11 protein-coding genes and 1 pseudogene are annotated in these 13,113 nt (G+C 61.7%); 5 read left to right on the top strand and 7 right to left on the bottom strand.

The genetic code is table 11. The features are described from left to right. Window positions 1–27: 27 nt before the first annotated feature. From prf1 to BG842_RS24180, 3 genes are all read right to left on the bottom strand, one after another. Entirely contained in the window at window positions 28–1,269 is a 1,242-nt protein-coding gene (gene prf1, locus BG842_RS24190; protein WP_069452808.1) for a peptide chain release factor aRF-1, read from the bottom strand. Between the two features lie 85 nt (window positions 1,270–1,354). Further along, window positions 1,355–1,927, bottom strand: coding sequence for a cysteine hydrolase family protein (locus BG842_RS24185; RefSeq protein ID WP_069452807.1), 573 nt, complete (start codon window positions 1,925–1,927; stop codon window positions 1,355–1,357). Continuing rightward, a complete protein-coding gene (locus BG842_RS24180; RefSeq protein ID WP_069452806.1) occupies window positions 1,924–2,718 on the bottom strand; it encodes a YqcI/YcgG family protein in 795 nt (264 codons plus the stop codon). The genes BG842_RS24185 and BG842_RS24180 overlap by 4 nt, the downstream gene beginning before the upstream one ends. 105 nt (window positions 2,719–2,823) lie before the next feature. Here BG842_RS24180 and minD point away from each other — a divergent pair, with 105 nt between their 5' ends. Next, window positions 2,824–4,566: a cell division ATPase MinD gene (gene minD, locus BG842_RS24175; protein ID WP_083252737.1), complete on the top strand. Its 1,743-nt coding sequence runs from the start codon at window positions 2,824–2,826 to the stop codon at window positions 4,564–4,566. Between the two features lie 176 nt (window positions 4,567–4,742). Here minD and BG842_RS24170 read toward each other — a convergent pair whose 3' ends face one another. Next, window positions 4,743–6,059: an RNA-guided endonuclease TnpB family protein gene (locus BG842_RS24170; protein WP_069452804.1), complete on the bottom strand. Its 1,317-nt coding sequence runs from the start codon at window positions 6,057–6,059 to the stop codon at window positions 4,743–4,745. A 191-nt stretch (window positions 6,060–6,250) separates the two neighbouring features. On the opposite strand from BG842_RS24170, the gene BG842_RS24165 reads away from it, so the two are divergent. Beyond that, the gene (locus BG842_RS24165; protein WP_069452803.1) at window positions 6,251–6,433 is read left to right on the top strand and encodes a hypothetical protein; all 183 of its coding nucleotides are present in this window, start codon (window positions 6,251–6,253) and stop codon (window positions 6,431–6,433) included. An 89-nt stretch (window positions 6,434–6,522) separates the two neighbouring features. Then, window positions 6,523–6,975, top strand: coding sequence for a hypothetical protein (locus BG842_RS24160; RefSeq protein ID WP_069452802.1), 453 nt, complete (start codon window positions 6,523–6,525; stop codon window positions 6,973–6,975). Between the two features lie 21 nt (window positions 6,976–6,996). Here the strand turns inward: BG842_RS24160 and argS are convergent, their stop codons facing one another. Together argS and BG842_RS24150 are read right to left on the bottom strand one after the other, a co-directional pair. Further along, on the bottom strand, window positions 6,997–8,799 hold the full coding sequence (gene argS, locus BG842_RS24155; protein WP_069452801.1) for an arginine--tRNA ligase: 1,803 nt from the start codon (window positions 8,797–8,799) through the stop codon (window positions 6,997–6,999). A gap of 65 nt (window positions 8,800–8,864) precedes the next feature. Continuing rightward, complete coding sequence (locus BG842_RS24150; RefSeq protein WP_254663454.1) at window positions 8,865–10,706, bottom strand: twin-arginine translocase subunit TatC; 1,842 nt, start codon at window positions 10,704–10,706, stop codon at window positions 8,865–8,867. 229 nt (window positions 10,707–10,935) lie between these two features. Here BG842_RS24150 and BG842_RS24145 point away from each other — a divergent pair, with 229 nt between their 5' ends. Then, window positions 10,936–11,739, top strand: a complete 804-nt coding sequence (locus BG842_RS24145; RefSeq protein ID WP_069452799.1) for a hypothetical protein — start codon at window positions 10,936–10,938, stop codon at window positions 11,737–11,739. A gap of 15 nt (window positions 11,740–11,754) precedes the next feature. Here the strand turns inward: BG842_RS24145 and BG842_RS24140 are convergent, their stop codons facing one another. Next, a complete protein-coding gene (locus tag BG842_RS24140) occupies window positions 11,755–12,093 on the bottom strand; it encodes a hypothetical protein (protein WP_007976072.1) in 339 nt (112 codons plus the stop codon). A 165-nt stretch (window positions 12,094–12,258) separates the two neighbouring features. Here BG842_RS24140 and BG842_RS24135 point away from each other — a divergent pair. Continuing rightward, window positions 12,259–12,840 (top strand): annotated as a pseudogene (locus BG842_RS24135) (4-demethylwyosine synthase TYW1); the annotation flags it as partial. Window positions 12,841–13,113 lie beyond the last annotated feature (273 nt).

Genomic DNA, 13,113 nt, shown 5'->3' with positions numbered 1-13,113 from the left:
AAAGTCAGCAGAAACGGACCGACCGGTTTACACGCCGGTCGAGTAGCGGAGAATGCCAGCGACGCCGCCGAACGCGTTCATCAGTTGTTCACCCTTCTCGAAGTCGGTGCTGATGAACTTGGTCTCGGTGCCGCGCTGTTCGGCGATGTTCATGAGGAACTCGATGGCGTCCTCGCGCTCGGCCATCTCGGCCTCGGTTCCGTCCTCGCAGGTGTGTCCCGGGTCGCCCTTTCGGCGGTCGATGAACTCGTACTCCTCCTTGTCGCCGCACTCGAAGACGGCGACGTCCTTGCGGAGGTCCTCGGAGAGGAGCAGGCGGTCCACGGACCCCATGACGAGGTTCCGGCGCGTGGGTTCGAACCCGTAGGTCGCAAGGTCGCCCTCGTGGAGTTCGCGGAAGAACTCGTTCATCTCCCGCTTGTCCTTCATGACCTCCGCGTCGGCGAGCGTGTCCTCCGCCGCGTTCACGAGGTCGTACAGGCCGGACTCGTCGGTGTAAGCGATGTCGAACTTCCCGAGTACCTTCCCGTCGAGTTCGTGGTGGAGGTAGTCTCCGTCAAGGAACTCGTCTTTCGTCGGCGACGGACCGCCGACGAGGACGCCATCTATCTCGTGGCGTTTGGGGACGAACAGGTCGTCGGCCATCCCCGCGACCTCCTGATAGAAGTTGTCGATGGCTTCGAGGCGCAGTCGGTGGAAACGCTGGGCGGACTGACCACCTTTGCGCTGTTTGCCGGGGACGAGCGACGAGGCGGATTTGACCGGCTCGATCCGCTTGCCCTTCAGCCACCCGACGGTCGCCTCGCGTCGGTCGAGGACGATGAGACCGTACAGCCCCTTGTCGCCGAGCATCTCCTCCAGCGGTTCCGTGAGGAACTGGGAGTCACAGTGGTAGCGGAACGACTCCACCGGGTCCGGCGGGCTTTCGAGCACCTTCGTCACCATGTCGGTCTGGCCGCCGCCGGTGTCGATGGCTCCGCTGAAGATGACGATTCCCCGCTCCGGCGGGAAGGTGTCGTAGTAGCGCAGTCGGTCCTTGATGGACGTGAGCGCGTCCTGGACGTTGGTCCGCGTCTGCTTCGACTTGATGTTGCTCGCTTCGCTGTGCTCTTGGGTGACGTGCGCAACCACGTCGCTTATCTGCTTGTCCTCCGGGATGTAGATGGTGACGAGTTGGGTCCCCGAGCCTTCGTACTGCTTTAAGTCCTCGATGACCTTCTGGAACTCGTACTTTTTCCTGTCGGACTGTTCTCCGTCCTGCTGGCTCATTACTCCCTTCTAGCCGCTCCAACTGGTAAGTAACCTTTGACCTCGCTTGCGGCGTGTTAGCGCGATATTTCGCCGTCCCGAAGCTTCACGCCATCGCCGAAAGCAGGTCGTCGGTTTCGACGACCGCCGCGAACTCGCCGTCGAGGTGTGCGAGCGCGACGCGGTGGTTCGTCTCGGCTGATATTGCCGTTCCGTCGGGCGCTACTCGGTCGAAGGTCGCCGTCGCGTCCGAGACGAGGTACGGCCGGAAGCCGAGATTCTCCGCCATCCGCGTCGTGGTCGAAACGCAGTGGTCCGTGGTCAATCCGACGACGACGACCGTTTCGTACCCGCCGTCGCGGAGCCACGCCTCCAGTTCCGTCCCGATGAAGCCACTGTTGACGCGCTTTTCGAAGACCGTTTCGTCGTCGGTCGGTTCCAGCTCCGGGATGAACGCGAAGCCGCCGGAATCGCCGCGGAGCGGCGAGTTCTTCTCCGTCGAATTATGTCGAACGTGAACGACGGGGCGGTCCGCCTCACGCCACGCGTGGAGGAGTTCTTCCGCCCGTTCCTCGGCGTCGGGGTTGTTGCGCTCGCCCCACGCGGGGTCGGAAAACCCCTGCTGGAAGTCGATTGCCAGCAGTACGGCGTCGGTCGGGAGGTCGAAGTCGGACGTCATGCGTCGATGAGAATCGTGCTCTTCGGGTGTTCGCGGGTGGTTCGAATCGGGCACTCGTTCGGTGCCTGCTCCTCGTCCTCGGAAAACAGGTACTGGGGCCACTCGCGGTCGCCTTCGACGCCCCAGTCGCCGAGTTGTGCGTGCGGGCACGCGCCGTCGTACTCCTCCAGTCGCCCCTGAATGATTTCGCGGGCACGCTGGCCGCGCTCCGTGTCCGCCGTCACGCCCTCGAACAGGGCACGCGGCTGGAACGTGATTTCGAGGCCGACGGGACAGTAGCGGCTCTTCCTGTCCTCGTAAAACGGCGCGCGACACGTCGGAAACATCGGTTCGCCGTTGAAACAGAACTCCCACTCGTTGTCGTCCGGGTCGGTCGGAATCCCTTCGGGCCACGGTTCTGGGTCGTGGACGTGGAGGAACTGCAAAATGTGCCACATCGCCTCGTGATACTCCACTTCTGTGGCCGTCTCCGCCGACGGCTTGAAGAACACGGTCAGCGGCGCGCGTTCGCTGTGGTCCTCGTAGACTTCGTGGTACTCCACGATGGTTTCACCGAGCGAGAGCAGCGCGTCCTTGTCGGTCATCGACGGACAGAAGGTGTACAACGAGTCACCTTGCTGTTCTGTTTCGATGCCGAAGTAACACGGGAACGGGGTGTCGTTTCGCTCTCCGAGCAGGCCGTTCCGAAAGCTCTCGTAGTGTTCGACGCCCCAGTCCGGCACTACACCGGAGTCAACGCGACGCCTGATGGTGGTTTGGTCCATCAGAACGGCGATACCCGGTTCGTTCATGATGCGCCCTTAGGACCGATTCGTACTATCAGTTGTGACCCGCGATTTCCCTGCTGAACGGACTAACTTTATATACGTGCTGTTGTTCGGTTTGACACAACAACCATGACTGGGACAGTATTCGCGGTTGCAAGCGGGAAGGGAGGTGTGGGGAAGACGACGACCGCAATCAACCTCGGGGCGATGCTTGCGGCGGCGGACCACGAGGTGATCGTCGTGGACACGGACCTCGGGATGGCGAACGTCGGCGGCTACCTCGACTTCGAGGTGGACGGTGCGACGCTCCACGAAGTTCTCTCCGGCGACGCGGACGTCGAGGACGCGGTGTACCACGCGCCGGGTGACATCGACGTCCTTCCGAGCAGCACCGACATCTACACGTTCGCACAATCACAGACGGCACAGTTGCAGCGGGTCGTCGCCGACCTCACGGAAGACTACGAGTACGTCTTGCTCGACACCGGTGCCGGTATCAGCTACGACACCATCCTCCCGCTCTCGCTCGCGGACGAGGTGCTGCTCGTCACCACGCCCGACGTGGCCGCGGTGCGCGACACCGCCAAAACCGCGGAACTAACCGCCCGCGTCGAGGGAACGGTCGGCGGCGCCGTGCTCACCCAGCGCGGAAACGACATCCTGAACGCGGACAACGTGGAGGGAACGCTTGACGCCGAGGTCCTCACCGTCGTCCCGGACGACGAAACCGTTCCGATGGGAATCGACGCCGGTCGGCCGCTGGCCGCCTTCTCGCCGAACAGTCCCGCCGCGACGGCCTACCGCGAACTCGCGAATATCCTCACCGGAGAGATCGAAACCCCGGAACTGTCCGGCGAACCCAGCACCGCCGAGGCCGCCGTCCCATCGCTCGCCGACGCCGAATTCGAACTCGGAACCGCCCCCGATGAAGAGTCGTCGGCCGCGGCGTCGAATCCCGGCCCGGAAACGTCGTCGGAGGAGGCCGACGAAGCGACCCCGTGGAACGCGGACTCGTCGAAATCGGATCCGGCCAAACCGGACCCGCCGAGCGCGGAATCCGACCCTACTGCCGAATCCGACTCGGACGCGATGCCTGCTTCGCACGCTACATCCTCCTCTCCCGTTGCTCCCGTCTCGAACGACGACCCCGACACCGACTTCGAGCCACCGGTCGAACCCGACCTGAAGGCCGCCGAGTTGGGGATGGACGTTTCGACCGACAAACGCGAATCGTCATCCTCGGATTCCGGATCCGCCGCCGACTCTGACTCCCGTTCCGATTCTCGACCGGAACCCGCAGCGTCCGAGTCCGTCTCCGAATCCACGGCGTCCGATTCCGGACCCGAACCCACGGAATCGAGTCCCGAAACGTCCGCTCCCGAACCCGACCCTGTTCACGACCTCATCGACCGACGGGTCATCAAAACCGGCGACGACGCGGACGACTCCGAACCGTCCTCGGAACCGGCACCGCTCGAACCCGCGAACGGGGAGAACGGTCCCGCGGCGGACGACGCGACCCCGGCGGACCCTGTTGCCGCGGACACTACTACGGACGATTCCACCACGGCGGATTCCACCGCAACGGACCGGGACGGTTCGAACGAATTCGATACCGTTCTTTCCGACCACGATGAGACGCGAGCCGAAACGACGAGCGAGGACGCCGCGCAATCGTCGCCCGACCTACCGGACGAAATCGTCGAAGCCGAACCGAACGACGATGACGAGGTGGAGGCCGTCCCGTTTCAGGACGGGCCTGTTCGCCCGGACTTGAAAGACAACGCCGACGAGGACGAGGGTAACGAGGACGAGGACGCCAACGAGGAAACGAACGGCCTGTTCGGTCGAATCGGTTCCCTGTTCCGGTAGTCGCCTTTCGAATCCCGGTTATCCCCTCGTCCCGCGCGTGCTGTCCCTATCGTCTCGAATTCCTTCGTAACGCGGCCATTGACATCCTCCCGCGCCTGAAGACGTGGGAATCCCGAGTCAAGCGAATCGAAGATTCGCGTACCTCGCAAATCTCCGATTTGCTCAGCGTTGGGATATTAGGGTTTGCAGTCTACCACTTGTTCCCTCGGTGAGAATCCGTGGGACAAGTCGTGAAGGTAGACTCCGGGCTGTGCCAACCAGCCGGTACTCCTATCATTGTCCAACTTGGACGCGGACTCAGAGTTACTTTGGTTGCTGTCGAGGCGGATGTTCTCCGCCCCATTCACATCAGCGTTGAACGCCGCATCACACGACTCGCACACGTACAATCCGCGTTCGAAACGCTGACTGTCGTCTTCTGTACCACACACGCAACACGTCTTGCTCGTGTTCCGTTCTGAAACCTCTACGACTTCGAGACCCTCGAATTTCGCCTTGTATTCGAGGATATTGGTAAAGCGGTCGAATGCCCACCCGTGCAAGTCAAGGTTCCCGTGACGGCCCCAATTCTTTGAGTCGCCGTTCTCGTCCTCACGGACACCAGCGAGTTTCCCGATGTTGATACGGCCCACACCGCGTTCTACACATTTTTCTACGATATGCTTCGCTAAAGAGTGGAAGAAGTGGGTGCGGCGCTCCGACCACTTGTGATGCAGACGAGTGGCCTCAGACCCGCCTGAGTCGTCGCACTTGGCAATCTCTTTCGGGAAGTAGTATCCATCCTGTTTCAAGCGATTGCCGGGGTACAAGTCGGCTTCCTCGGTACTGTATGCGACCGCCGCAAAGTTACAGATACCGAGGTCGATACCAGCAGTCTCGTTGCCGGGAGTGTCGGGAGTCTCGATTTCGTGCTTGCACACAAGGTGAAGTTCCCACCGCTGTTTCGACTTGCTGTAGACGGCTCGAACCTGTTGCAGATTTTCAACCGTGATTTCGGGACGAGTCTCGTATTCAACGAGGATGTAGTCCCAGTCTCTCGGGTGGTCTTTGTGATCCGCACCTTTTGAGAGCCTGACGCGGTTGTGTTTGGTGTCGTGACGGATGCCTTTTTGTTTCCACGTCACTGTAGAGCGTGGATGTTCTTCGTGGACGCGGTTTCCATCGTCGTCGTAGTAGTTTTTCTTGCGGTAGCCGGGCGGGTTCGCACGAGAGTCGTTCTTGCGTTTACCGTACCATGAGTTGAAGGCTTCAGCGAGTTCCTCCAGAACGCGCTGACTGGACTGAGAATGCAGTTCCTTGTATTTTGGATGGCCTTTCAACTCGCTTTTCAATTCCGAATCGTCGGGAATCTCGCCCGTGTCATCCCACACTTGGCGGGAGTGGTAGTTCGCAACGTTCCACAGTTTCGACGCACTCCATCCATGCAGGTCGAGCATCCGGCCCACTTGTGAGTGGTTACGGATTTTTGCTCGGTAAGTGCGGTGGATGTGCATCCGTGAAACGCTTCCATAACCGGTTATGTAGCGTTCTATTGTAAAAGCTTGGATTAGAGCGTGGAATATCCAACCGTGCCATCGAATGCTGGATGGTGTAGAATATTGTCGGATTCATCCTGACCCTAAAGGGTCAGGTATTCTCCTTGATTCCGTATAATCAAGTAGCTAGCAGTGGTTCCTAGTACGAAATGGCGGATGGTAATTCAGTTCCGTTCTGGTGGATCGCCCTGTTCCTGCTCATCGCGCTCGGATTGGCGTACGCCGGAATACTGTACATCGGCGGAAGCCTCTCCGGGGCGGCGGGGTTCATTCGCGTCGATTCGTTGTTAGCTGCCGCTCCGGCGGTTCGAACCAGCTACCTGACTCCGTGACGCCCCACGATGTCGGTCGCCGACGGACGCTCTCCTTTTCCTGTTCCATTCGCCCTCACTCGATACTCATTTGAAGACGTGATTCATATTTGAAAATTGCATATGCGAGGTTCCCCCACGAACCGTCGGCGGTTTCTACTGGGCGCTCTCGGTGGCATCGCGGTGCACTCTCGGGATGTTCTCTGCTGCGCGACCCGAAACCGGCGGTCGTTCTGGAATCCGTTTCCGTCCGCAACCTCGACGATGAAGCGCATACCATCGAGGCGGAAGTCATCCGAAACGAGAAGACGATTGCGAGGAAGACGGTCCACGTTACAGCGATGAAATCGGAGCGTCATCCGGCGAGCGGCACGCTCGGCCTCGTCGCGGACGACTTGACAAGCGAGCCAGCGGTGTACGAACTGCGTACGAAATTGGTACAGGAAGGGACGTGGAACGTGGTGTCGGCGAAACCGAAGGGTAGCGAAAAGCGCGTTCGCTACGAGATTCGAATCACCGAGTCGGGCAGTCTCGAAGTGTGGTCCTCCTTTTCACCACGGTGAGAGCACCACAGCCGTCGTCGCCTACATCGACTCCGGCGCTTCGATGCCGATGACGCCCAACGCGTTCGAGATGGTGTGCTTCGCGGCGGCGACCAACGCGAGCCGCGCGTCGCGGACCTCCTCGTCCTCGGCGGTCAGGACCGGACACTCGCGGTAGAACGCGTTGAACGTCTCCGCGAACTCGCGGGTGTAGGTGGCGACCGCGTGCGGTTCGAGGTCTTCCGCGGCCTCCTCGATAACGTTCGGGAAGCGAGCGATGACCTCGATGAGGTCCCGCTCGGATTTGGAATCGAGGACGGACGGGTCAATTTCCGCCGGAATTTCGCCTCCTGCTCGCGGTTCATCACCGCTCGCTGTATCCGAGGTGCGGAGCACCTCGCCCGCCTCGTCGATGATGCCACAACAGCGCGCGTGGACGTACTGGACGTAGGGGGCGCTCTGGGCCTCGAAATCCAGCGCGCGCTCCCACTCGAACGTGATCGTCTTCGTCGGCTGTTTCGAGATGATGTCGTAGCGGACCGCGCCGATGCCGACCTGTCGCGCGATGCGGTCTACGTCCGCCTCGGTGAGGTCGTCGTCGCGGATGCGGTCGTCCATCCGACTCTCGACTTCCTCGCGGGCGCGTTTCTCGGCCTCGTCGAGCAGGTCGTCCATGTCGATGCCCGTCCCTTCACGCGTGCTCATGCCACCTTCGGGGAGGTTGACCCACGAGTAGTGGAACGAGGTCAGTTTGTCCGTGTCGTTCCCGAGGATTTCGAGGGCTTGAGCGAGTTGGTCGGCCTGTAGCTTGTGGTCCTCGCCGATGACCGTCACGGCGCGGTCGTAGTTGTCGAGTTTCCACTCGTGGTGGGCCAAGTCGCGGGTCGTATAGAGGCTCGTCCCGTCCGAACGGAGGAAGACGAGGTTCTTCTCGAAGCCGAACTCCGAGAGGTCGAGTTGCCACGCGTCCTCCTCGTAGACGGCGTGTTCGTCCTCTTTGAGGCGCGACACCACGTCGTCGGTGCTGCCGTCGAACATGAACTGCGTCTCTTTGACGAACTCGTCGAACTCGGCAGGGAGGCGGTCCAGCGTGACGCGCATGCCGGAGAGGACGGTATCGACGACTTCGCTGACGCGCTCGTAGGTCTCCTCGTCGTTCTCTTCGAGGCCTTGCAGGATTGCCGCGATTTTCGTCTCGGCCTCGTCCGCGTCCTCCGGGTCGGCCTCTTCGAGGTAGGCGTTCCCCTTGCGGTAGTAGCGCACGAGGTCGTAGTCGGCGCGTTCGCGCTCGGGTTTCGGTAGGTCCTCCTCGTCGAACGTCTCGTAGGCCCAGGTGAACACCGCGATTTGGCGACCCGCGTCGTTGACGTAGTAGTGACGGTCCACGTCGTTGCCAGCGAAGTCCAGAATGCGCGCGATGGCGTCCCCCGTAATCGGGTTCCGTGCACGCCCGACGTGCACCGGACCGGTCGGATTCGCGCTCGTGTGCTCGACCACGACGTTCTCGCCGGTGGGTTCGAGACGGCCGTACTCCTCGTCCTGTGCCGTTTCGACAGTCTCGTCGTAGTAGGCGTCGCTGGGGAGGAAGTTGACGTACGGCCCCTGTCCCACCGCGGCCGCGATGTGGTCGTAGCCGTCGGCGTCGATTTCGTCCGCGATGTCGGCCGCGATTTTCGGTGGCGGTGCGCCGACTTCCCCGGCGAGTCGGAACGCCGCGCTGGAAGCGAGTACGGCGTCCACGCCCTCCGGGGGCGTCTCGATTCCGAGGTCGTCGGTCGGAAGGTCGAGGGCGGAAAGCGCCGCGAGAAGGGCGTCCTCGACTTCTTCCCTGAACGTCAGGAACATACCAGTCCGTTCCGGGGCGGTCGGTAAAGGGGTTTCTGAACAACTCCGGTCGCGGTCCGGACGCCCTACGTCGCCACGCGACGCAACCGCTCGCCGAGCGAATCGACCCAGAGCACGGCCAACCCGAACCAGTAGGCGACCATCACCGCGGTTCCGACGAACAGCATCAACAACAGCCCACCCGGAAGCACCGCCGCGACGACCAGCACGCCGATGGAAACCTCACGCCAACGCCGCCGCATCGTCCGGTAGGAAACGACGTCGCCGTAATGGAACAACAGCATCGTCACCGGAATTTCGGCCAGCAGTCCGACCCCGACGGTCAGCGCGAACACCAACCAGAAGAACGCCCCCGTGCGGTAGGCGATTATCATGTCCGCGGCGCGGGCGTCGGCCACGAGATAGGACATGACTTCCGGCGCGACGTAGCGGTAGCCGACGAAACTCCCGCCGAACAGCCCCACCGCCAGCGCGCCGCCCCAAACGAGGAACACGTTTCGGTCGGCATGCGCGTCCAGTCGAGTTTCGACGGCGGGCCACGCGTAGTACAGCACCAGCGGCATCACCGCCACCGCACCCGCGATGAGGCTCACCTTCATCTCGAACGCGAGGGCTTCGACCGGATGCAGGAGGACGATGTTCAACGCCTCGGGATTCACGCCTTCGGGAAGCTTCGTCAGGAAATCCCGCTTTATCGCGCCGATGCCGCCCCCGTAGAGGAACGTGAACGTCAGCGCGACGACGGACATGAACACCCCCGCGAGGCGGAACGATTTGCTCCGAAGGCTTCCGAGGACGAACCGCAGGTCGTAGTAGTAGCCGCCGATGTCGTCCTCGGTTTTCTCCTCTTCCGTGAACACCGACGCCATCCGGGCCGCGGTTCCCTCCACCGCAGTCGTCAGGCCGTTCCCGTCGTCGACTTCGCTTTCGGGGGTTCGTTCCTCCGCTTCGTCGTCCCCGTTTTCGTTCGCGGCGTCGAAGCGGTCGAGGATGGCCGCCGCTCGCTCGTGGTCGCCCGAATCGAGCGCCGTATCCGCCAGTTCGAGCGCCTCGTGTTTCGCGAGCGAATCGAACGTTTCGGGCGGCGCGGAGCGAATCGCGGACGCGTCGAGGGACGAAAGGTCGATTTCACCCGGACGGTCTACCCCGATGCCGGTTCGACTCCCGCCGCTCCCGCGGTCCACGAGTCGCGCACAGCCGAGTCCCACGAAGTAGAGCGTCGTCATCGGTATCGCCACGAGCGACATGGAAAACGGATCCGGTGAGCCGTTCACCATCGAACTGATAACGACGATGCCGAAGACGGCGTAGCGCCATCGGTCACGGAACAGGTCGTAGGGAACGACGTCGGCGTACACCAGTCCGCCCATGAGCAACGGCAGTTCGGCGGTGAACCCCAACACGATAGTCAGTAGGAGCACGAACTGCGTCCACTCCACGATGGAGTAGGTGGGTTTGAAACCGGACCGAATCGCGTTGTCGACGAGGAAATCGAACAGCAACGGGAGGAAGACGAGGTACGCGTAGGCCACGCCGCCGCCGAACAGGACGACTACCAGACCCGTGACCAGCAGTCGCGTCCGTCTCGTTCCCGGGATCGAGAGGTCCCCACCTCGCTCCGTCCGCCGCGTTCGATAGAGGAGGAAGACCGCGGCCATCAGCAGGCCAGCGATGAGTCCTAGCTTCGCCTGTAGCAGGACGACATCGAACGGCGTCACCGCGACGACGACGGCTTTCGACTCCAGCAGCCGCCGCGCCAACGCGGGCCATATCCAGTAGCGAAGCGCGTAGAACGTCGCCAGAAATCCCCCCACGAAGACGACGAACGCCAGCCGTAGCTCGGAGCGTACCCTCCGAAGCGCGATACCCGCCACTCCTCCCAATCTGTCGTATCCAAGTGCCCCCACGCGAACTCCCCCAATCGCATCCCTAGTAACGCCTCGCTCGGCTATCAACGTTGCTCGCCGGAGTTCGTGGTTCGGCGCTAGCGGTTGCGTGCCGCCCAGCGGAGCATGTCGGCGAAGGCCAGCACTACCGGTTACGCCGGGAAATTTCCGATGCTCCCCTCGCCGCCAGCGTTCATCTTTTCCCGAAAATGGAGAATGATTAATATGATCCGGAAGCTACGTATTCCGTATGCAGCTCCGCCCTCCCTGGTTTCACCCGTTTAGTGTCGCGCTCGGCCTCTTCGTCGGAACCGCCGTCGCGGCCGCTCTCCCGTGGCTGTGGCCCGATGCGCCCGCGAACGAAATCGAAATCGGTCTCCTCGTCACCCTCCTCGGGTGGACCGCCGCCGAGCAGTTCCGCGACGAACTCGACCGCGCGGTTTGCTCCCGCCTCCATCGGTCGCTCGCCGTCGCGGGCGTCCTCCCCTTCGCGGGCGTCTTCCTCGCCGAGGTGTTCACGGACTACGACCCCACGGCCGGAATCATCCTCCGCTTATCCGTGTTTACAGTCGTCGCGCTCGTCGCAACCTCCCTCGGTTCGGGTCGCCACGCGGAGATACTGTACCAAACCCGGTCGGTCCGGGCGAACGTCATCGGTACCAAATCGCGACTCTACGAACTGCCGCTCACGCTGGTTTCCAGCGCAATCGGAGTTGCCGTGCTCAGACTGATACTCGGCGAGTTCATTACGGTTGAATTCCTCTCCACGACGCTCATCGGGACGCTCATCGGGACGACCATCGGGTCGCTGTTGACCGGTAACCAAGAGGTCGGACTCGTCGCACTGGACGACGGGTTGCTCATCCGACCGAACAAAGAAAGCGGCGGGTCCCTCGTCCCGTGGCGGCGCATCCGCGACGTTCGAATCGACGGCGACACGTTGCGAGTCACCCGCGGCCTCCCGTGGCCGATGGTCTACGAAGCCGACCTCTCGTCGGCCATCCACCCCGAGGCGGCCCCGGAGGCGTTTCGGTCCCAACTGCGTTCCCCGTGACGAATCGGGCCTTGCCTACGACTCGTCTATCGTCTCGATGACTCGCTGGGAGAAATCGACCTCCGATAGCTCCTCGTCCTCCAACGCTCGAAGCCACTCGGCCTCGGCACGCCACCGACCGACCGCTTCGTCGTCGAGGTCGGTCACGGACCCGTGAACGTCCCGCGGCGTCTCGGCGAGGTCCCGGACGACGTTGATGACGCGGCCGACCTCCCGGTGCGGAACCGCGTTCGTTTTCCCGGCGGCGATGGATTCGTATTCGATGTCGATTCTCCCCTCGTCCACGTCGAGTTCGGTGACGTAGACGCCGTGCGTCATCAGTCGCGCTTCGAGTTGGTCCGGGTCGAGTTTCATAGCAAAAGGGCCGTCGGCGATGCCTAAAGGGATTGTGTCGAGTCGAGCGGCAACGAACTGTCAAAGAAAGAACTATATCGGGTCGAAATTCGAACGGTATGCCGTCGGCCCGCAGACCGACCGAGAGGAAAGAACGTTTTACCTATGGACGACATTCATCCGCCAATGAGCGAATCGGATACGGTCGAGGAGACTTCGGCGAGCAATCGGGACGCGTCGGATTCCGATGACGGACCGAAGCAGGTCTCCTCCCCGAACTACCACAGCGAGAACCACACCGCCGCCCAGACCTGCGGCTGGACGGCGAACGCGCTTCGCGGGGAAGGAAAATGCTACAAGAACATCTTCTACGGCATCGAGTCCCACCGCTGTATCCAGATGACGCCGGTCGTGAAGTGCAACGAGCGCTGTGTCTTCTGCTGGCGCGACCACCGCGGTCACTCCTACGAACTCGGCGACGTGGAGTGGGACGACCCCGAAGCGGTCGTGGACGCGAGCATCCGTCTCCAGCGCAAACTGTTGTCGGGATTCGGCGGCAACGACGAGGTGCCGCGAGAAATTTTCGAGGAATCGATGGAACCGCGCCACGTCGCCATTTCGCTCGACGGCGAACCGACGCTGTATCCCTACCTGCCCGAACTCATCGAGGCGTTCCACTTACACCTATCGAGAACAGTAGCTAGATTCGGTATTAACCACACAAGGCGTGAAACGCGTATTTTCGACCGGGTAGCATTATCCGTTTCAGATAACGGGGAACACAAGTCGTGGACGGCCTAAATGTCCACAGTCAATTTGCACGTATTTTGAACGCAAGCTCGAATATGATGAACTACTGTGGCACCGACATCGGCCGTTCAAGCCGAAATCAAGGATTTCGAGAATCGGTCGCGGTCGTCTGACAGTTTCGAACCCGATGACTGCTATCGATTCGGAGCGTCGGAAATCTTTGCTCCATATACAAACGCTTTTATCGCTCTATTTGGTATCGGTTAGCATGGCAGATTCGACCGAAACCGG

It is taken from the genome of Haladaptatus sp. W1 (assembly GCF_001723155.1).
GTDB classification, from domain to species: domain Archaea; phylum Halobacteriota; class Halobacteria; order Halobacteriales; family Haladaptataceae; genus Haladaptatus; species Haladaptatus paucihalophilus.
Note: the sequence above shows the minus strand (reverse complement) of the source record. Positions and strands in the feature narration are given on the sequence as shown.